Raw genomic sequence first — 18,626 nt, forward strand, 5'->3', positions numbered from 1 at the left:
TTAAACTAATATAATCGGATTAATCGGAATTAAGGAGGGTCACAATGATCGTCATAAAAAACCTCAATAAAACTTACCGAACATCCAAATCAGTCTTCACTGCATTAGAAAATATCAACCTTGAAATCGAAAAAGGGGATGTTTTTGGCATTATCGGCTTTAGTGGTGCTGGTAAATCTACGCTAATTCGGTGTCTCAACCGGCTGGAGGAGCCTGATTCCGGGAGCATTGAGATCGAGGGCAAGGTCATTACGGATCTGTCAGAGAAAGATCTGCGCCTGGCCAGACTGAAAATCGGCATGATTTTTCAACAGTTTAATCTTCTTGATTCTAAGACTGTGTTTGAAAATGTTGCTTTTCCCTTAAAAGTTGCAGGACATCCTAAGAACTACATTCGCCAGCGTGTTAGTGAAATACTGGATCTTGTAGAGCTGGGCGACAAAGAGAATGCCCATCCATCGCAGTTGAGCGGAGGTCAGAAGCAGCGGGTTGGCATCGCCAGAGCTCTCGCTAATGAGCCAGACGTTCTACTCAGCGATGAAGCGACATCAGCGCTTGATCCTCAAACGACCTACTCGATTCTAGAATTGCTAAAAGACATCAATCGTAAGCTTAATTTGACAATTGTGCTAATCACACATGAACTCGATGTACTGCAGCACATTTGCAAAAACTTTGCCGTCATTGAGAAAGGCAAAATCGTTGAGCAAGGATCCGTGGACAAATTTTTCCTACATCCAGAAAGCGACACTGCCAAAAAATTCGTAAGAATCACCGATTTCTACCGGAACCAGCATCAGGTCAAAGAAAGGGTGAGTGTCAGTATATGATTGACGAATTAATCGAGTTAATTTGGCCGGCTCTTTTAGAAACACTCTATATGCTGTTCTGGTCTTCCATTTTCGCATTGATTATTGGTTCTGCGCTTGGCGTCACTCTGGTTGTAACTGAGAAGGGCAGCATTCTCGAGGCAACGAAGCTCCATAAAGTCATTAGTATGGTCATAAACTGCATTCGCTCTATTCCTTCAATCATACTAATCGTCCTACTGCTGCCTTTATCGCGTTTGATCGTCGGAACTACTTTGGGGCCTACAGCCGCTATCGTGTCACTTTCGATCGGTATCGCGCCTTTCTTGGGAAGGATTATCGAAACATCGCTCAAGGAAGTTAACATAGGAAAAATAGAAGCGGCAAAGGCCGTTGGCGCTAGCCCTTTTATGATTATTTTCAGAGTGCTCATCCCTGAAGCCCTGCCAGCGCTTGTACGCGGTGTAACAATTGCCATTATCGCTATCACTGAGTTTACTGCCATTGCCGGAGCCATCGGAGCCGGAGGACTGGGAAGTTTGGCAATCCGCTTCGGTTACCAGAGATTTCGTGAAGACGTACTCATCGCAACAGTCATTATCATTATTCTTCTTGTGCAAATTTTTCAGTGGACGGGAGATTACATCTCCAGGTCCATTCATAAAAAACGCTTCAAGCTTGATTAAAGCAATTTCATTATTGTTCCCACGGTTTCATAGCATTACCAAATATACATAAAAGAAATAGGAGTGAGTTTTTCATGATTAAAAGAGGACTATTTTCTATCGTTTCATTATTCGTCGTTTTTAGTGTTATCCTTGCTGGATGCGGTGCAAAGAGCAGCACTGAACCATCAAGCAGCCCCAAAGCATCCACGGCAGCATCAACTGCAGCAGCCCAAAGCAGCGCTCCAACAGAAGCGCCAAAGAAAGAAGTCACTTTAACAATTGGATCCGCAGAAATCCCACACTCCGAAATCCTTAATTTCGTAAAGCCGAAGCTAAAGGAACAAGGTATAAACCTTGTAGTTAAAGTCACGGATGAAGGTCTGTTGAATCAGCTTCTTAAAGATAAGCAAATCGATGCAAACTACTTCCAACATGTGCCTTACTTCGATTCTGTCAAAACGGAAAAGGGCTTCGACTTTGTGAATCCGATCAAAGTTCACGTTGAACCAATCGGCTTCTACTCTACAAAACTCAAATCGAAGGATGAAATTAAAGACGGCGCGAAAATCGGAATTCCGAACAACCCATCCAACGAATATAGAGCGCTTGTGCTTCTACAACAGCAAGGTTTAATCAAGCTCAAAGACGGTTTAACCACATACCAAGCAACACCTAAAGACATTGTCAGCAATCCGAAAAACCTAAAGTTTGTGGAAGCAGAGGCCCCCACATTAGCTAGATCTTTACAAGATATTGATGGTGCGGTTATCAATACGAACATTGTTATTGAAGCTAAAATTGATCCAAAAACAGCCTTGTTCAGAGAAGACGCAAACTCTCCTTACGCCAACGTAATTACCGTTCGCAAAGGCGACGAAAACCGCGACGAAATCAAAAAACTGGGCGCTGCTCTGACCTCTCCTGAGGTGAAGAAGTTTATCCAAGACAAGTATGGAGTTGCGGTAGTTCCTGCATTCTAATTAACTAAACGTAAAAGAAATTGTCCTTCAAGCCGGTTAAACGGTTTGGAGGACGCTTTTTTCTTGTTTGATGATTTCAAGACATATTAACTCACCTCGAAGCTAATGTTCCCGCATTTAAACCTCGACTTCAGTAGCGCCCTTTGACACAATAAGACCTCCGTCGATACCTCTTTGGCTGCTGCATCAAGCCGTATAACCACCTGCCTGTAAAGCGAGTGGCTCTCTTTCCTTTTTGTCATCCCTCGATAAATTAAAGGTAATTCCATATTTTCAAACGCACTTAATCTCAGCAGCAAGTTGAGAATCCTTAAGAAGGTTAATTGCTTTACCATCAAGGTTTTAAGCATCTCTATCTGCAACATCCAAACAACCTATAATGTTCATTAGCGTGGATTTAACAGAACCAGACGGGTCCATGATGGCCACGAATTCTCCATTCTCTTGTCATCTTGGAAGAGCGAATCACCTGCTCCCACGAAGTAACGGTTTCATTCTCAAGGTTCAAGTCGCTAACAATTCCCGCAACATTCACTAGAATATGAATTTCTGAAAAAGCTTCGACAGCTTTGTTTACCAAAAGCTTTCATGATGCAGCTGATGTAACATCAAGCTGCATGGCAATCGCTTCACTGCCAAAACGATTGATTTCATCGCCCAACTGATGAACAGATTCTTGTGCACTATACGTCAAAACGACTTTCGCGCCTTCCCATGCAAATAGACTTGCCACAGCAGCACCTTCTCAGTTCGCCGCACCGGTAATGATGGCTACTTTTCCAGATAATCTTCCCATTCCGCACACTCCTGTCTTTCATATCGATGATCCAGTGAAATGACGCGCTCTTTTCTTCAACCCGTTACTTGAACCCTGTAAGAGCTATACCTCGGATAATTTGTTTCTGAAAAATGAAAAACGTGACGATAAGCGGAATGACAGATAAGGAGGCTCCCGTCATGATCAACACCCAGCTTGCGCTGTCTTTTAATTCACTGGAGAAATAAGAGATTCCTACCGGAATCGTCAAGTGTTCTGGGGTTTGCGTCACAATCAGCGGCCATATAAACGCATTCCAACTGCCTAGAAAAGATAATATGCACAGCGTGGCAAGCGCAGGCTTTACAAGTGGAACTGCTATACGAAGGAGAATTTTCCACTCATTCATTCCGTCAATTCTTGCAGCATCCAGTAGATCCTCCGGCAATGATTCCATGAACTGCTTCATAAGGAAGATACCGAATGCTGAGATTAGGCCCGGAAATAAAATACCTACATACGAGTCTACCCAGCCGAGCTTCACGGTAAGCAAATACCATGGTATGATAAGCATTTCGGTAGGGACCATTAATGTGCTCAGAATAGCAGCAAAAATAAGCTTCTTGCCTCTAAACGAAAATTTTGCCAGGACATACCCGATCACAGTATCAAAGAAACAGACGCTTATCGTTGTTATGAAAGCTATGATGACGCTGTTTAGCACCCATTGTGAGAAAGGTGTCCGGATAAACACTTCCACATAATTAGACAATGTTGCTTGTCTCGGTAATAGGTTTAGCGTGAAAGCATCAGCCGGAAATTTCAATGATGTTGCTATCATCCACACAAAAGGAAAGATCATCCCCAAGCTTCCAACTGCTAATAAAATCAACCGGAACGTTTTCAATGTAACACCCCCTTTATCCTAACCATTCCGTCAATAGTCGATCTTTCTATTTAGTATCTTCATCTGCAGAAGTGTCAGTGACAGGATAATCACAAACAGGATAATCGTTGCTGCTGCTGCTTCCCCCATTTTAAAATGCTTAAATGCTAAATTGTAAATGTAAAGGACTAATGAAACGGTAGAGTTCAAGGGGCCACCGTTTGTCATGTTCAGAACTTGCGTGAACGATTGCAGAAAGCTTATACTCGCGATCACGACCGAAAAGACGATCACGGGATTCAGCAGCGGCAGCGTGATGTGCCACAATCTTTGCCATGAGTTGGCGCCATCAATGGCAGCCGCTTCCTCATAGGACTTCGGTATCGTCTCCAGCCCTGTCAGGAAAATGAGCATTTGAAACCCGACATTTTGCCAAATCATAACGGCAATAATGACGTAGATTCCCTGTGACGGAGACCCGAGAAATAGCTGCGGTTCGAACCCAAGCTTAATCAGCAGAGCGTTCACAATACCGTTCTTCATTAAAGTCCAACGAAATACCCAACTTACTGCCACAACGCTTGTCACATAAGGGATAAAATAAAGTGTACGAAAAAATCCTTTCAACCGATTCACCCGCTGCAGCAGGAGCGCAATCACGAGTCCGACCAGAAGCTGTGCAGGCACGCCAATGATGACATAATAGAGTGTATTTCGGATCGACGCGATAAAAACTTCATCTTGAAATAAATGAGCAAAATTGTGCAAACCGACGAAAGGTTTCTCTTCCGAAAGCATATCCCACTCCCTAAAACTAATGTTAAACGAGTATAGGATAGGTACGTTCCGAATGCTTAGGAAAAAGAGAAGCGGAATTAGTAAGCAACTGTAGATGAACAAATATTTTTGCCTAACCATTACTTTTTGTCCTGCTTGGCCCAATACTCATCGAATAGCTTTTGAGTTTTCTTGACCAGATCGTTATAAGCTTTTTCATACGGAACCTTGTTCAACACGACTTCATCGACGGCCTGGGTGAAATAATCTTTCTCGAGTTTCTCATCCACGAAGTAATGCGCATGTGCATAGGAAAGCTGGCTAATGAACGGTCCTAATTTCTCATCCTTCGTATATTTATCTTGGAGTGCTACTTCTTTTTTGGCCGGTAGCTCCCCTACCTTTTCCGCCCATTGCTCCTGAACTTCTTTACTTGTCAGGAACTGCAAGAACGCTGTAGCAGCCTCGAGCTTTTTGCCCTGCACATTTTTAGTAATCGCGTTCGCCCAGAACGAAACCTGAGTAGCTTTATCTTTATAGGAAGGCAGAGGCGCAATGGCATAATTAAGGTTCGGAGCGTCTTTTTTAATTCCTCCCAGCTGGAAGGAACCGTCGATGTTCATCGCTGCATAGCCGCCTTTGAAGGCCGTTATGTCATCATTGTAAAAGTCTTTGGTACCCACTTGATGAACAAGCGACAAGTCAATTAAATATTTGAATGCCTCTAACCCCGCAGGGGATTCATTCCATAGAATCTGACGACGGTCATCGCTGATATCTTTACCGCCGGCTTGGTAGATCAACGCATCCCGGAACCAATGGTGCAGCTGCGCTCCCGGCTGCCAAGCAATGCCCTCAACGACGAATTGGCCATTCTTATCTTTTTCCGTTAATTTCTTCCCATAAGTGATTAGCTCATCCCACGTAGCAGGCGGTTTACTCGGATCAAGCCCTGCTTTCGTAAATAGATCCTTGTTGTAGAACAACGCAAGTGTCCGGACCGCCGTCGGAATCGCAAAATATTTTCCATTTAGCTTCGCTGTTTCAACAAAAGGGAAAAACTCCGATTTAATTTTCTCTTCGGAGAACACGCTATCCGGCAGAGGCTGCAAGAATCCCGATGAGACATATTTGGGCAGCCATCCATAATAGAGATTGATGACATCAGGTCCTTTGCCGGCAGGTACGAGCGTGGCTACTTTCTCGTTGTATTGATCATACGGAAAATTCGTCTGTTTCACCGTTATGTTTGGATATTTTTTTTGAAAATCGTCGATTAATTTGGTAATGAGTTCCACCTTGGCTGGATACTGATACTGCCAGTATTCGATGGTCACTTTCTCATCGTTACTTGCTGTGGTCGTGGCCGCTGCCTGAGGTGCGATCGTATTATTTGCAGATGGAGTCGGTACTGGTTTACTATCTCCTGCCGAGCATCCGGTTAATAGAACAATGAATCCTAAAGACGAAACTGCAGCTCTTTTGGCTGTATGGTATGTAGTTGTCATGATCTTCTTTCCCCTCCACTTATAAGTGAATATGTACCCACTTGCAGTAACTTTCTTGCATTGTTTCCGAAAATAAGTTCTATATCTGATTCATTGAACCGAAGATCTCGACAGACCCGAACCTGGTCCTGCAAATATCGGTATACGAATCCTCTAGGAAACGCGTTCGAATCTGTGCCGAAAATGATGCGTTCGGGCCCAATCAGTTCATACGTTTTGCGAAATAACGTCTCCAACGTCAATTCATAAGGGCTCCACCGAATCCACTGATTAGATCCCGAAGTGTCGATATATACATTTGGACAGCTCCAGCATAGGTGCAGCAACTCCTGAAAATAGCCAGCTCCAAAGTGAGGAATAATAAAAGGGATGTCGGGGTATTCTCTAGCCACATTGAAAATCGCCAGCGGGTTGATGTTCAAATGCTGAACAATACCGCCAGTGTGGCCTAATAGGCCAAAATGGATCAAAACTGGAAGTTTTCTCTCAGCCAGAAATCGCCATACTGGAATCAATCGGGGTTCGTGAAACGGAATCTCTACGAGCGGTCCGAATATCTTATAACCTTTCAAACCTAATGTATCAACAGCTCTCTGGAGCTCTTCCGCTGCATTTGGCTCTTCAATGGAATGATGGGCAAATCCTGTCACACGATCCGGATATTTACGAATTTGTGCAGCCAGATCATCGTTATTCCACGCCGTTAAGAAATTAATACCGCCTATCGAATATCGATCTAATTCATCGATCCATCGATCGATAAGCGGACGTTTGGCCCCCTCTTCATTGTCTGGCTGGGATGGAAAATCCCAAGTCAAACGCATACGCTCGGATCGCTGCGCCTGGTGACGATCAATGAACTCATTGCGTGAAGCTAATGGCCATGGATAAGGTAAATGAGCATGAATATCAAAAACACGGAAACCATTTTTAAACACAGCCATCATCCTCCTTTTGTTATGTCTCCAAGAATGTATAAAAAAATAGATGAGTTATCTCCTCTTTGCAGAAGAAAACTCATCTCCGGATGTCCGGTCAATTGATTGATTTATTATGCTAGTTTTGCAAGTTTATCGAGTGCGCGATCCACTATCTCATGTGTGTCGTATATCGCGCTTCTCTTACTAGCGAGCCATTCTTTTTCAAAGTCTAATCGCTGCGCTTGTCCAATCAATGCCCGTTCCACCTCTGATGGATTCGGCCCGCCGATAATCTTTCGGACGCTGATGAAATTCCTGGGATTCAAAGCAAGTTTTAGCCTTTCTTCACTAATTTCCAGCTTTCGTCCAATGACTTCAGATGCGGCATCGTTTAGCAGCTCTAGGGAAAGATAACGTTTGGAATTCCCGAATTCCAACGCTTTTCGTACCACACGGCTGACAATGGAATGTGCGGTTCGAAACGAAAGCTGCTCCTCACGTACTAACGTATCCGCAAGCTCAGTAACAGTAGAAAAGCTCTCCTCTGCTCTTGCCTCCAGCACTTCCTTATTAATCGTAAGAGTTGCGATGACATTAGCAAGCAACCGATAAATGGATTCAAGTACAGCAAGGCTTTTCCACGCGTAGGGCTGCATATCATCTTCGGTATCAACAATATCGCCAAACGGTGTATTATGAATCATAGTCAACACGGTCTGTGTGAGACCTACACAACTGGACAAAAGCGAGCGCATATGTTCAATAGATACAGGATTCCGCTTCTGCGGCATGATGGAGCTGATCTGCACATAGGGAGCCGCAACTTTCAGAACGGCAAATTCCTGCGTGCTCCAAAGCAGCAGTTCTTGTACGAACCGGCCTAGATTAATTGCGGCAAGTTGAACACTTGTCGCGATTTCACCGACGTAGTCCGCTCCGCTAACCGCGTCGTAAGCATTTTCAATGAGCTCGTCAAACGCAAGTAATTCAACCATACGCTCCCTGTTCACAGGGAATCCGGAAGTTGTAAGAGCTGCAGCTCCCATACTGCTGCGGTTGCAGTTCGCATAGGCTGATTGCAGCCGGCGGATATCCCGACTAAGTGAGTCAGAAACTGCTGCTGTATAGTGACCTAGCGTCGTAGGCTGGGCTTGCTGTGTATGCGTATAGCCAATCATAATCGTATCGACTTGAGAACGTGCAAACTGCAACAAATTCTCCTCCAGAAATAGTGCGGATGCCAATGTATCCAGAAGCTTTTCTCTCAACGTGAGTCGATATATCGCTATTCCCATATCATTACGGCTTCGCCCTAAATGCAAATTACCAGCAGCTTCTCCAGCCAACAAGTGCAATTGCTGCTCGACCTCAAAAAACAGATCCTCGAATTCTCCCGTGTAAGAAGATTCCCGCAACCTTTTCACATCAATTGCCTTTAAGGAGGCTGCAAGAGTATGCGCATCATGATCACTAATTAACGATTGCTCCCACAGCATAATAAGATGCGCTTTATTAATGTCCATCATGGGACTCAGCAATTCTACTTTGGCATAGTCATATGCGGGACTTAAGACAACTTCCGCATACGTTTTCCCAGGGAACTTATGGTCCTGATCTAACGTTGGAATAGATACTTGATGAGGCATACTTTATATCAATCCTCCCTCTTGTTGGCTCCAATTCATTATTCCGATCCATAATGAAACAACAAAGGAAGCCCGCCGGTATGCATAAAGACCACCGCATCATAATCGCTTAGCTCGCCGGAACGCCCTTTAGCAATTAGAGCCGCCATCGCTTTCCCCGTATAGACCGGGTCCAGAAAGATTCCTTCCGATTGAGCGGTAATACGGAGAGCCTCGCTGCCTTCCTTGGTCATTTTGGCATAGCCTTCTCCGATAAACCGATCTTCAATCCAGATATGATCTGTGGTCACCGCAGCGGAAGAAGCGGCAAGTTCTAAAGATTCGTTTACGAGCTGAACCGTCCTTTCTTTCTTAATCTCCGTTTTTCCACTAATACTTACCCCAAGAACGTCAATATTAAATGGGAATGAAGTTAGTATAGCTCCAGAAATTAATCCGGCAAACGTACCGCAAGTTCCTGCTGCAACGGCTACAAGCACACGGCTTACATTCGGATCCAACTGCTCCAACTGACTTCCGAGCTCCTGCAGTGCCACAATATAACCTAACGTACCGAGCGCGTCAGTCCCGCCTTCGGGAATAATAAAAGCTTTTCCCCCTTCAATGGCAATATCTTGAGCAATCTCACGCATCTTATCATTCATATATTGTTGATTCGATTGACTGATGGGAGGTTCAACAAAAGTGATTTCCGCTTGTAATATTTGATCCAATAACAGATTTCCGCTGGTGCGAGGCAGATCCGATTGACCGTTTAAAACTAGATGCACTTGCAACCCGAGCTTTCTAGCGGCTGCGGCAGTCAAATGAGCGTGATTCGATTGGGCGGCGCCGGTCGTAATAATATGAGTCGCTTGTTCCGCAATAGCTTGACCCAAATGAAATTCGAGTTTTCTTGCTTTATTTCCACCGCCCCCTAGCCCAGATAAATCTTCCCTTTTCACGAGAATCCTGGTTCCCAATCGTTCAGATAACTGTCTTGCTTCCTGTAAGGGGGTAGGCCATTCTCCTAATTTGACACGGGGCAACGATGCTAAGTCTGTAGTCATGTCGTGTCCTCCTATTGGGCATTGAGCAGCTTAAACTCGGCCTGTTTATTTTCGGATGTTTCTTCATCGAATAAACCGATGCTTAGATAGCGCTCGCCGGTGTCTGGCCCAAGAGCAACCACACGTTTGCCTTTGCCGAGCTTACGCGCCACCTGAATGGCGGCCCAGACTGCCGCTCCAGTTGAAGGGCCGGCAAGAATGCCCTCTTTACGTGCCAGATCCTTAGACGTTTGCCATGCGCTCTCGTCAGAAATATGGATAATATCTTCCACAATTTTCGTATTAATAACTTCGGGAATTTGCGGCGGGCTAATCCCGTATATGTTATGCTCTCCAGGCTCTTCACCTTCAAGGACTTTAGAATTTTCAGCTTCCACGAGATATACCTTCACATCAGTCAATACTTCTTTAAGTCGTTCACCGACACCTGTTATCGTGCCACCTGTTCCTGATGTTGCCACGAAGGCATCCAATCTTCCATCTGTTTGCTCCAAAATTTCCTCGGCTGTCGTCAACCGGTGAATCGCTGGATTGGCAGGATTCTCTGCCTGCTTGGCGATAAAGCTGTTGGGCACTTCTTGATGAAGCTTCTCCACTCGCTCTTTCACCGCATTAATATCTTCATCTGCGCCGAAAGTGATGATTTTGGCACCGAACGCGCGCAGAAGGTCAAACCTCTCTTTATTGTATTTCTCACGGATAAAGATGATGCTCTTATAGCCAAGAACCGCCCCGATTGAAGCCAGTCCAATCCCTGTATTGCCGCTTGTAAGTTCGATAATCGTACCGCCGGGCTTTAACAGACCGTCTTTCTCGGCTTGCCGGATGATCCCGTACGCCGTACGATCCTTAACGCTCCCGCCAGGATTATACGATTCTAACTTTAGATAAATCTCTGCATCATCTTCACTTGCAAGATTATTAATACGCACCATCGGAGTTTGACCGATCAAATCGAGAATACTGTCACACAGCTTATTTCTATCTCCCACACTTATTTCCCCTTCCCAGTAGTAATTATCGACTTAACCGAGAATGGAACGGATAATTTCGATAATTGCAGTCTTTTCCTGCTCGCGAGCTTGTGGGCGTTGTTCTTTTAAATAATCGAACAACGATTTCCTTACGTCTTCATCCAACTCGGAAAGTGCCTTACCCCGTCCGTCCCATTCTGGATGGAGATTCCAAAAATCCTCTTTCCAACCGCTGCTTAGATCAGTTATTTGGTCGGGGCGTTCTATGAACAAGCCTAATTCCTCTCCCGCACCATTAAAAAACACATAGGTTGGAATATGATTTCGCCCATCTTCGTGCAGATAAGCGGCAGCAATATCTTGATTATCTGGATCCCGCAGTAGAATGTGCAGCATCAACTTACCCGTTTCGTGTTCGATTTTACCGAAAAGCGGTAAATTCGCAACAACATCTCCGCACCAGTCGTGGGCCAGTACCAAGACATTCACCTGCTCTGAAAGTCCCTCGAAATAAGCTAATTCTTGCTCGCTCAATATGTACTGCTCGAAATTCAATTGAAGTCTATCAACATTTACCTTTGCGCTGTTAATAAATTGCTGGTAAGTTAACGCTTCCTGAAAAGCCCGCTCCCTTCTTTCCTGCGAAATTCCTTTTGTTTTTTGAATGCTCATAATCGTCATCCCTCCATAAAAGTTTTTCATTCCCTCAGGACCACCATATAAAAAAAGAGACAAAACAAATGAATTGTTCGTCTCCGGTTGTCCGGTTCTATGCAGTAGTCCCCTTCATCTTGTTTTGCCGGGAACGTGTACCAAGTCCTTCTGATAGGCAAGCACAAGATCCCAATTTCCGCTGAAGATTGGAATACGGTAATATCCAACCCGTTCATAGAGCGCAGCCGCTTCCGGTTGTTTGGGGCCGGTCTGCAACTTAATGCTGCTGTAGCCAAATTCAATCGCCAAGCGATCAATCTCGGAAAGAATCGCTTGCGCCACTCCCTTACGTCGGTAATTGGCGCGAGTATACATCCGTTTGACTTCTACCGTAGAGTCATCCAATGGCCGTAACGCACCGCATCCAACTGGAATACTTTCAATTCAGGCGACCACAAAAGCAGCACGCGGCACTTCGACGTCAGATGGATTGAAGCCTGCGCTTCCATCAGAGTCATAGAGCACTCCCAGTTCCGTGCTGAGTTCCCAGATCAATTGCTCTGAGTCTCTGCTTCGAACATCCTCTGGAGCAGCAGTAATCTTCAAGATCATAGTTTCATCCCTCCAATATCCAATAATACATATCGGTTATATCGGTATTGTCTATCTTGATAAATTTACCATCTCTATGAAAGAGCGTCTAATTGGTCTTTTCTATCCTAAAATTCAATATTTCTATTTAAATACCTCGGTATGCTCCCAATTGCCCCACTCGTCCCAAGCTCCTTCATAGGGTCGGATATCAGAATAGCCGATCAATCGCAAAATAAAATAGGTATGCGCGCCTCGCTGATTCGACTGGCAATAAGGAACAATCGTTTGATCCGATCTTAGACCTATAGATTCGAACTCTTGCCTTAAAGTCGTATAATCCTTGAATCTTACAACACCGTTATCATCTGCCGGACCGAGCGCTTCTTTCCACTCTTTATGGATCGCTCCTGTGATATGACCCCCTCTACGATTGGTTCGCTGCTCCACTCCTGTATACTCTTCGACCGAGCGAACATCCAGCAGGATGCTATTCTCCAACCCCTCTTGAATTCTCTCTTTTGTAACTACCAGCAGTGCATCTGTAGAAATGTTGATTGTGCCCTCTAACACAGTAGGTGTCTCCGTCGATAACTCTTTGCCTGCTGCAGCCCAAGCGGTATAACCGCCATTCAGCAATTTCACTTGATCCTTGAGTCCAAAATACTCCAGCACATAAAAGACGCGCGTCGCAAGAACTCCAATACCGTCATCGTATACCACAACGGTAGTCCCATCCCTTACTCCGCTTTTTTCCAACACACTTTTAACAACATCCGCGGAAACAAACGTATGGCGGGTACCATCTTTTAAATCTTTAGCTTTAAGCTGGATTGCCCCTGGAATATGCCCGGCTTCATAACCTTGGGCTCTGGCATCCAAGAGGATAACATCGGAAGATTTTCTGTTTGCTTCTACCCAATGAACATCGACCAACAAGTGTCCATTCGGATAATTTGAAATGTTCGTGACAGTCATCGTTTAACCCCCAAAATAAGATACTTAAGAGTCAACTGAAACCCAGATTCTCACGCAAAGTCTGGCCGGTATAAGTCTCAGGGAACAACCCTCTACGCCGCAATTCGGGAACAACTAGATCAAGGAAATCCTCCACTCCACCGAAGGCTAGCTGCGGCATGACGCTGAATCCATCTGCCGCACCGCTTTTGAACCAATCCTCCATGACATCGGAAACTTGCTCAGGGGTACCCGCTACACTAAGCTGACCATTTCCTACCCAATACTTTTCGAGAAATTCTCTTATCGTCAGCTTTTCTCTTTCTACAATTTTTTTTACCATTTGATAAAAGGTTTGGTATGCATTGACTTGGCTAGAATCGGGCAGCTCAGGAAATGGATCATCCAGCGAATAAACAGAATAGTCGATTCCCAATAAGTTAGAAAGTGACATTACCGATCGTTCGATTGAACCCAGCTGTCGCAGCTCGCTCGCTTTCTCTTTCGCTTCCGCTTCCGTCGAACCGACAATAACAAGTAGATCGGGCAATACCTTGACGCTGTCAGGCGATCGTCCCGCTTTAACCGTCCTTGATTTGATATCTTGGTAAAAGAGCCGGGCATCCTCCAACGTATTTTGAACGGTAAAAATAAGTTCCGCATATTGAGCAGCCAAGTTCTTACCTTCGTCAGAAGCACCTGCTTGAACCAAGATCGGTCTGCCTTGTGGAGGGCGCATAATATTTAATGCACCTTGTACGGAAAAATAGGCTCCATGATGATGGATATCATGAACCTTGTCAACTGCCGCATAAGTTCCTGAAATTTTGTCCTGAACCAATGCGTCTTCTTCCCAACTATCCCACAATTTGAGGACAACCTCTGCGAATTCCTTTGCTCTCTCATAACGATGCGTATGGGTCGGTAATTGCTGCAGGCCAAAGTTAAAAGCCGTCCGTTCCACGCCAGTGGTCACCATGTTCCACCCAGCCCGCCCACCGCTGATATGATCAAGTGAAGCAAATAGTCTTGCAACATTATAGGGTTCATTGAAACTCGTAGACACTGTGGCAATCAAGCCGATCTTCTCGGTCACTGTGGCAATGGAGGATAACAAGGTCAACGGTTCAAAGCCAAAAATGGGGCCATGCTGAACTGCTTTCGCCTCAATAGACAGACCATCTGCGATAAACAGTGTGTCAATTCGTGCAGCTTCCGCCTTTTGTGCCAATCGATGAAAATGCTTAATGGTATGAATCTCTTCCAGTTTCGTACTTGAATGACGCCAGGCTCCCCGATGGGAGCCCGCATTTTGTAACATAAGATTTAGAATCATTCGCCGGTTTAGTTCACTCATCATTATCACCTCTGCTGCCTATTTCAAAATAATGGAACCCTGTATTTGTCCCCTTCTTCTGAATAGAGAATGGCTTCAGAACTATATAAATCAACTTGTACAAGAGGTTTTTGAATGCTCCCTAGGGTTATCTTATTCGTCTTCAACGCGTGGAGTAAGGATGGTATGAGTTTGTGATCAGTGCCTATTAAATTCACGTTCACCAATTCTTGATTAAACATGATGTTTGTTTGGATCATATACATTTCCTCCTCATAATAGTTCTTGACTGCTTTGTTCAGACCAATATGTAGAATTCTGCTCACCCATTTCATATCCACTCCTTTTTTGGAAATAAAAATAGCATGGATTCAATATCCATGCTTCCGGATGACCAGTCAGCTATTTAATTCCGATTAATTCTATGCGATTTATTTGTTTAATAAAATTACCACTATTCTACATTATTGTCAACAGCGAAATTTAACTTCGTTGTTTCCATATTAATTTGCGCTATCAAAGTTGATCCTATCGTACAAAATGAATCCTTTCATACAAAAATGTGCGTACTGTTCAAAAGAAATCGGGGTTGCTACACTATACAAAAATAAGAAAGTGAGGTGCAAGTAATATGTCGGAATATCGATTGACTTTGGAAAATAGGAGCATTGTATGGGGGGCTAGTATCGATATAGAACCGCTAATCGGCAAATTCTCTATCGATTCCATAAAGCAACAAGAAAACAAGAGGGTTGATTGGAATCTTCCCAGTGGCGTGTACCGCGCTAAAGATATTGTTATTGAATTAGATAAGCTTTTGGAGGCGATAATCGTTCAACTTGGAGAAACGGCTGATCCGGAGACGTTATTAGAAAATATCCAGGCAAATCTGGCGATTTCCGGGAGAGAATCAGTTTTACCACTTGGCCCTCTGGCCTTTGAGGATAAGGCTGGAGTTGAGCTTACCTTACAAGCCAAACGTATAGGTGAGGGTTTAACGCATTGGGCCCGCGAGCTCAATTCGCAAAAAAGGTCACTCAAACAGTATGGGGAATCAGTCCTTAACGACTTGAAATTCAGAAGCCATTGTGATCATCACTTGTTGACACCAAAGGCAAACGCATTGCTCTTTGGACCCACAGGGGGTCCGGAGGTTATGCAGCTGTTTAATGAATTACTGCATCAATTCGTACTATTGAGAGATGCTCTTATCCCTTTTGATAACTGGGAGGAAGTGCCGATCGAAGTCAAGGAAAGCGAAAATGCTAAGGGCTTAAGATTTCTAGAGCAAGCCCGTACGGAATTTCTCACAGAATTGATGGTAAGAAAAATCTCGCATAAAGCACTGATCAAATATGCGCAAAGCGTATTAAGCTCTGGGTTGTCCACAGTAGGTTATGGTTTTCAATACCGATTGGGAACCATACTGCCAGCAAGCTTGGGAGCCTCAGTGGCGGTGGCTCCCAGATATCTTCTCCACTGGTATCCGGTGCAGACGGTTTTGAACGGGACCTCAGACGAGCCTGCTGCTGTTGCTTTCGACTATGAATATCATGATTATTATTCTGCACCTCGTAGTATGGCAGGCACGAGTAGCGCCATTCAGCTTGAATTCCGCAATCACGAGTTGGGGGATGCCAGTGAAGCTCAGATTATCGTAGGCGGCGATGGTTCTGATCGTACCGTTCTTCAAATCAGCTTGCAATTCGGTTCTGCTAATTATGTTGTTGACCTTGGTCAGGCTTTTAGAGGCCATCGATTTATGTATCGTCCGAAGACGACCTCCAAGCCGGATTCTGGAACAGTTCCAGTGAATCCAACGAGTATCAGTGAACACCATGCATGGGACATACTCCGTTTAGCGGGATTAGTAACGAATGACTCAGGAATTCATTTTATCACTGCCGGGGGAAACGACCTCGTGTTATGGGCTTTGCTTGGCAAGCTCTATCCCGAGAACGTGATTGTGCTTGACAGTGTGGAAGAGGATGAAATTGAAGCGGCCAAGATTTCAGGTAAGGGGTTCGGTACAAAGTTTTTAATTCGATGAACCCGAATTAAAAACTTTGACTCTCATGCGTGTTTATGATTCAAGTCCGATTCTTCAAGATGAAAGTGGTCAACATAAATAGTACCAAATTCACAGAGCATTTTGAGCATAGGAAACATCTGACTCCCTAAATCAGATAAAAAGTATTCAACTTTTGGGGGCGCTACCGGATAAACTTTGCGAATGACAAGCCCGTCACGCTCAAGATCTCTTAATTGCATGGTGAGCATCCTTTGGGTCGCATCGGGCAACAGTCTTTGTAACTCATTAAACCGCAAAGGACCCCCTGATAAAAAGCTTAATATTGCTATTTTCCACTTACCGCTTACCAATCGAAGTACAATCTCAGAGGTACATCGGTAAGTGTTATTTTTAAAATGTATCATATAAACAACCTCGCTTCTTATTAATTTATTAATCCGATAGAAATAATGGTAATTATAACAAATGAACGGAGTGGTTACAAGAACGCTGCTGTTACACGACTCAAATCCGAGTTTATATATTGTTTTAGAGTGTATTAAGCTACTTACTATCGCATTCAATTAAAGGTGGTTCGCATGACACTTGATCGACTTGACCGCATATTAGAAATCATTTCCTTTTCAATACTGCCCATGTTTAAAGGGACTATCTATTTTACGATTCCGTTGTCCATTGTTTCGTTTGCCCTAGGGTTATTTTTTGCTTTCTTCGTTGCGATCGCGAGCTTATCGACGAAATCCTACTTACACAAGCCAGCGCGTATTTATGTTTGGATTATACGCTGCACGCCAGTTCTCGTTCAATTGTTTATTATTTTCTATGGGCTTCCGAGCATCGGAATTATCCTGTCGCCTTTTCTCAGCGTTGTTATCAGTTTAACAATCTCCGAAGCGGCTTACACTTCGGAAATCATCAGAGCCTCAATCCAGTCGATTCCAACAGGCCAGTGGAGAGCTGGATATGCCTTGGGCATGTCCAGAAGCCAGACCTTAACAAAAGTAATCCTTCCCCAGTCCATACGGGTTTGCATACCGTCATTCGGCAACCAGTTTATCTCGTTATTCAAGACATCCTCTCTCGCCGCACTTGTGACGATCCCAGACTTGTTCGGCGCAGCCAGGCTGATTGCGTCCTCCACCTTTGAACCGATGCTGCTCTATTTGATTGCGGGCTCCTTCTATCTTGTATTGTGCTCCTTATTGACAATTGGCCAAAGCCGGATGGAAAAGAAATTTATACACATAAAATCTTAGTCAGAAGGGGGAAGAGTCATGTTATTGACCATCGAACGCCTGCACAAACGTTTTGGAGATGTCGAGGTGCTCAGGGACATCCATTTGGAAATCAGGCAAGGAACGACGACAATCATCATTGGACCATCCGGCTCCGGCAAGTCGACACTTTTAAACTGCATGAATTTATTGGAGCTTCCTTCGGATGGGATAATCCGGCTGGACGAATACTCGCTTGATTTCTCGACACCTACGAAGCTTAGTCAGAGAACCATCCTAAACTTCCGTCAGCAGACAGGTATGGTGTTTCAAGGAAATCATTTATTTCCGCACATGACTGCACTGGAGAACGTGATGGTCGGCTCGTTAGTCGTTAGAAAACAGAACAAGGCTGATGTACTCGTCAGAGCCAGAATGTTATTGGAAAAGGTCGGATTGGGTCCGTATATGGATCGTTATCCTCATCAATTGTCAGGGGGGCAGCAACAGCGGGTTGGCATTGCGAGAGCAATGTCGATGGAACCAAAGATTCTGTTGTTCGATGAGCCGACGTCCGCACTTGATCCGGAATTGGTTGACGAGGTGCTGGAAGTGATGAAAGATCTGACTCGCGAGGGGATGACTCTCGTCGTTGTGACCCATGAGATGGAGTTCGCAAGTCGGGTAGCAGACTGCGTCATTTTCATGAATCTTGGTTCAATTGAGGTAAGCGGATCACCCGCCGATATTTTTAGCAATACCCGTAATGAGCGGCTTCAGTACTTTGTAAAGCGCCTTTCGCCAGGGCTACTCCCTAACTTCTTAAATCTATGACATGGATATTTAATGGGGCTAAGATGAGCTGAGC

Annotated in this window: 21 protein-coding genes and 1 pseudogene; 6 read left to right on the forward strand and 16 right to left on the reverse strand. The window is 44.6% G+C overall.

Annotation, left to right across the window (positions count from 1 at the left end; all coding sequences use genetic code 11):
* Window positions 1–44: 44 nt before the first annotated feature.
* The 3 genes from ASD40_RS25745 to ASD40_RS25755 all read left to right on the forward strand — a co-directional run bounded on the left by ASD40_RS25745 (window position 45) and on the right by ASD40_RS25755 (window position 2,457).
* The gene (locus ASD40_RS25745; RefSeq protein ID WP_057305976.1) at window positions 45–830 is read left to right on the forward strand and encodes a methionine ABC transporter ATP-binding protein; all 786 of its coding nucleotides are present in this window, start codon (window positions 45–47) and stop codon (window positions 828–830) included.
* Window positions 827–1,495, forward strand: a complete 669-nt coding sequence (locus ASD40_RS25750; protein WP_057305977.1) for a methionine ABC transporter permease — start codon at window positions 827–829, stop codon at window positions 1,493–1,495. Before ASD40_RS25745 ends, ASD40_RS25750 begins: the two co-directional genes overlap by 4 nt.
* A gap of 74 nt (window positions 1,496–1,569) precedes the next feature.
* Window positions 1,570–2,457, forward strand: coding sequence for a MetQ/NlpA family ABC transporter substrate-binding protein (locus tag ASD40_RS25755; RefSeq protein ID WP_057305978.1), 888 nt, complete (start codon window positions 1,570–1,572; stop codon window positions 2,455–2,457).
* Window positions 2,458–2,807: 350 nt separating this feature from the next.
* On the opposite strand, the pseudogene ASD40_RS39510 reads toward ASD40_RS25755, so the two are convergent.
* The 15 genes and pseudogenes from ASD40_RS39510 to ASD40_RS25820 all read right to left on the reverse strand — a co-directional run.
* Window positions 2,808–2,901: pseudogene (locus ASD40_RS39510) on the reverse strand (macrolide ABC transporter ATP-binding protein); the annotation flags it as partial.
* A gap of 142 nt (window positions 2,902–3,043) precedes the next feature.
* Complete coding sequence (locus ASD40_RS37480) at window positions 3,044–3,190, reverse strand: hypothetical protein (RefSeq protein ID WP_156390191.1); 147 nt, start codon at window positions 3,188–3,190, stop codon at window positions 3,044–3,046.
* Between the two features lie 127 nt (window positions 3,191–3,317).
* Complete coding sequence (locus ASD40_RS25765; RefSeq protein WP_235549379.1) at window positions 3,318–4,121, reverse strand: carbohydrate ABC transporter permease; 804 nt, start codon at window positions 4,119–4,121, stop codon at window positions 3,318–3,320.
* A 30-nt stretch (window positions 4,122–4,151) separates the two neighbouring features.
* On the reverse strand, window positions 4,152–4,898 hold the full coding sequence (locus tag ASD40_RS25770) for a carbohydrate ABC transporter permease (RefSeq protein ID WP_235549380.1): 747 nt from the start codon (window positions 4,896–4,898) through the stop codon (window positions 4,152–4,154).
* 119 nt (window positions 4,899–5,017) lie between these two features.
* Entirely contained in the window at window positions 5,018–6,385 is a 1,368-nt protein-coding gene (locus tag ASD40_RS25775; protein ID WP_057305981.1) for an extracellular solute-binding protein, read from the reverse strand.
* Window positions 6,382–7,323: an amidohydrolase family protein gene (locus ASD40_RS25780; RefSeq protein WP_082562494.1), complete on the reverse strand. Its 942-nt coding sequence runs from the start codon at window positions 7,321–7,323 to the stop codon at window positions 6,382–6,384. The genes ASD40_RS25775 and ASD40_RS25780 overlap by 4 nt, the downstream gene beginning before the upstream one ends.
* Window positions 7,324–7,436: 113 nt before the next feature.
* Window positions 7,437–8,951 carry an argininosuccinate lyase gene (argH, locus tag ASD40_RS25785; RefSeq protein ID WP_057305983.1) on the reverse strand — a complete coding sequence of 505 codons (1,515 nt, stop codon included), beginning with the start codon at window positions 8,949–8,951 and terminating at the stop codon, window positions 7,437–7,439.
* Between the two features lie 38 nt (window positions 8,952–8,989).
* Window positions 8,990–10,000 (reverse strand): 1-aminocyclopropane-1-carboxylate deaminase/D-cysteine desulfhydrase, encoded by a 1,011-nt coding sequence (locus ASD40_RS25790; protein WP_057305984.1) that lies wholly within the window; start codon window positions 9,998–10,000, stop codon window positions 8,990–8,992.
* Window positions 10,001–10,011: 11 nt separating this feature from the next.
* Entirely contained in the window at window positions 10,012–10,998 is a 987-nt protein-coding gene (gene cysK / locus ASD40_RS25795; protein WP_442952728.1) for a cysteine synthase A, read from the reverse strand.
* 27 nt (window positions 10,999–11,025) lie between these two features.
* Window positions 11,026–11,646 carry a thioredoxin family protein gene (locus ASD40_RS25800; RefSeq protein WP_162251314.1) on the reverse strand — a complete coding sequence of 207 codons (621 nt, stop codon included), beginning with the start codon at window positions 11,644–11,646 and terminating at the stop codon, window positions 11,026–11,028.
* 114 nt (window positions 11,647–11,760) lie between these two features.
* Window positions 11,761–12,072, reverse strand: coding sequence for a GNAT family N-acetyltransferase (locus tag ASD40_RS25805; protein WP_082562450.1), 312 nt, complete (start codon window positions 12,070–12,072; stop codon window positions 11,761–11,763).
* Window positions 12,073–12,240, reverse strand: coding sequence for a hypothetical protein (locus ASD40_RS37485; protein WP_156390192.1), 168 nt, complete (start codon window positions 12,238–12,240; stop codon window positions 12,073–12,075).
* A 123-nt stretch (window positions 12,241–12,363) separates the two neighbouring features.
* Window positions 12,364–13,197 carry a sulfurtransferase gene (locus ASD40_RS25810; protein WP_057305987.1) on the reverse strand — a complete coding sequence of 278 codons (834 nt, stop codon included), beginning with the start codon at window positions 13,195–13,197 and terminating at the stop codon, window positions 12,364–12,366.
* A gap of 31 nt (window positions 13,198–13,228) precedes the next feature.
* Window positions 13,229–14,533 carry an LLM class flavin-dependent oxidoreductase gene (locus tag ASD40_RS25815; protein WP_057305988.1) on the reverse strand — a complete coding sequence of 435 codons (1,305 nt, stop codon included), beginning with the start codon at window positions 14,531–14,533 and terminating at the stop codon, window positions 13,229–13,231.
* A 23-nt stretch (window positions 14,534–14,556) separates the two neighbouring features.
* Window positions 14,557–14,772 (reverse strand): hypothetical protein, encoded by a 216-nt coding sequence (locus tag ASD40_RS25820; RefSeq protein ID WP_235549381.1) that lies wholly within the window; start codon window positions 14,770–14,772, stop codon window positions 14,557–14,559.
* A 371-nt stretch (window positions 14,773–15,143) separates the two neighbouring features.
* Here ASD40_RS25820 and ASD40_RS25825 point away from each other — a divergent pair, with 371 nt between their 5' ends.
* Window positions 15,144–16,562: a hypothetical protein gene (locus ASD40_RS25825; protein ID WP_057305989.1), complete on the forward strand. Its 1,419-nt coding sequence runs from the start codon at window positions 15,144–15,146 to the stop codon at window positions 16,560–16,562.
* 23 nt (window positions 16,563–16,585) lie between these two features.
* On the opposite strand, the gene ASD40_RS25830 is transcribed toward ASD40_RS25825, so the two are convergent.
* Window positions 16,586–16,948: a winged helix-turn-helix transcriptional regulator gene (locus tag ASD40_RS25830; RefSeq protein ID WP_057305990.1), complete on the reverse strand. Its 363-nt coding sequence runs from the start codon at window positions 16,946–16,948 to the stop codon at window positions 16,586–16,588.
* A 174-nt stretch (window positions 16,949–17,122) separates the two neighbouring features.
* Here ASD40_RS25830 and ASD40_RS25835 point away from each other — a divergent pair, with 174 nt between their 5' ends.
* Both ASD40_RS25835 and ASD40_RS25840 read left to right on the forward strand, forming a co-directional pair.
* Window positions 17,123–17,800 carry an amino acid ABC transporter permease gene (locus ASD40_RS25835; protein WP_057305991.1) on the forward strand — a complete coding sequence of 226 codons (678 nt, stop codon included), beginning with the start codon at window positions 17,123–17,125 and terminating at the stop codon, window positions 17,798–17,800.
* Between the two features lie 18 nt (window positions 17,801–17,818).
* Entirely contained in the window at window positions 17,819–18,592 is a 774-nt protein-coding gene (locus ASD40_RS25840) for an amino acid ABC transporter ATP-binding protein (protein WP_057305992.1), read from the forward strand.
* Window positions 18,593–18,626 lie beyond the last annotated feature (34 nt).

Origin of the sequence: Paenibacillus sp. Root444D2 (assembly GCF_001426375.1) — a bacterium.
Lineage (GTDB): Bacteria > Bacillota > Bacilli > Paenibacillales > NBRC-103111 > Paenibacillus_E.

What these genes read in the sequence shown, in the direction of transcription:
- ASD40_RS25750 (WP_057305977.1), top strand. Translation starts at nt 827, where the DNA reads ATGATTGACGAATTAATCGAGTTAATTTGGCCGGCTCTTTTAGAAACA.
- ASD40_RS25790 (WP_057305984.1), bottom strand. Translation starts at nt 10,000, where the DNA reads ATGACTACAGACTTAGCATCGTTGCCCCGTGTCAAATTAGGAGAATGG.
- ASD40_RS25810 (WP_057305987.1), bottom strand. Translation starts at nt 13,197, where the DNA reads ATGACTGTCACGAACATTTCAAATTATCCGAATGGACACTTGTTGGTC.
- ASD40_RS25745 (WP_057305976.1), top strand. Translation starts at nt 45, where the DNA reads ATGATCGTCATAAAAAACCTCAATAAAACTTACCGAACATCCAAATCA.
- ASD40_RS25835 (WP_057305991.1), top strand. Translation starts at nt 17,123, where the DNA reads ATGACACTTGATCGACTTGACCGCATATTAGAAATCATTTCCTTTTCA.
- ASD40_RS25825 (WP_057305989.1), top strand. Translation starts at nt 15,144, where the DNA reads ATGTCGGAATATCGATTGACTTTGGAAAATAGGAGCATTGTATGGGGG.
- ASD40_RS25755 (WP_057305978.1), top strand. Translation starts at nt 1,570, where the DNA reads ATGATTAAAAGAGGACTATTTTCTATCGTTTCATTATTCGTCGTTTTT.
- ASD40_RS25800 (WP_162251314.1), bottom strand. Translation starts at nt 11,646, where the DNA reads ATGAGCATTCAAAAAACAAAAGGAATTTCGCAGGAAAGAAGGGAGCGG.
- ASD40_RS25820 (WP_235549381.1), bottom strand. Translation starts at nt 14,772, where the DNA reads ATGATCCAAACAAACATCATGTTTAATCAAGAATTGGTGAACGTGAAT.
- ASD40_RS25830 (WP_057305990.1), bottom strand. Translation starts at nt 16,948, where the DNA reads ATGATACATTTTAAAAATAACACTTACCGATGTACCTCTGAGATTGTA.
- argH (WP_057305983.1), bottom strand. Translation starts at nt 8,951, where the DNA reads ATGCCTCATCAAGTATCTATTCCAACGTTAGATCAGGACCATAAGTTC.
- ASD40_RS25815 (WP_057305988.1), bottom strand. Translation starts at nt 14,533, where the DNA reads ATGAGTGAACTAAACCGGCGAATGATTCTAAATCTTATGTTACAAAAT.
- ASD40_RS37485 (WP_156390192.1), bottom strand. Translation starts at nt 12,240, where the DNA reads ATGATCTTGAAGATTACTGCTGCTCCAGAGGATGTTCGAAGCAGAGAC.
- ASD40_RS25770 (WP_235549380.1), bottom strand. Translation starts at nt 4,898, where the DNA reads ATGCTTTCGGAAGAGAAACCTTTCGTCGGTTTGCACAATTTTGCTCAT.
- ASD40_RS25840 (WP_057305992.1), top strand. Translation starts at nt 17,819, where the DNA reads ATGTTATTGACCATCGAACGCCTGCACAAACGTTTTGGAGATGTCGAG.
- ASD40_RS25775 (WP_057305981.1), bottom strand. Translation starts at nt 6,385, where the DNA reads ATGACAACTACATACCATACAGCCAAAAGAGCTGCAGTTTCGTCTTTA.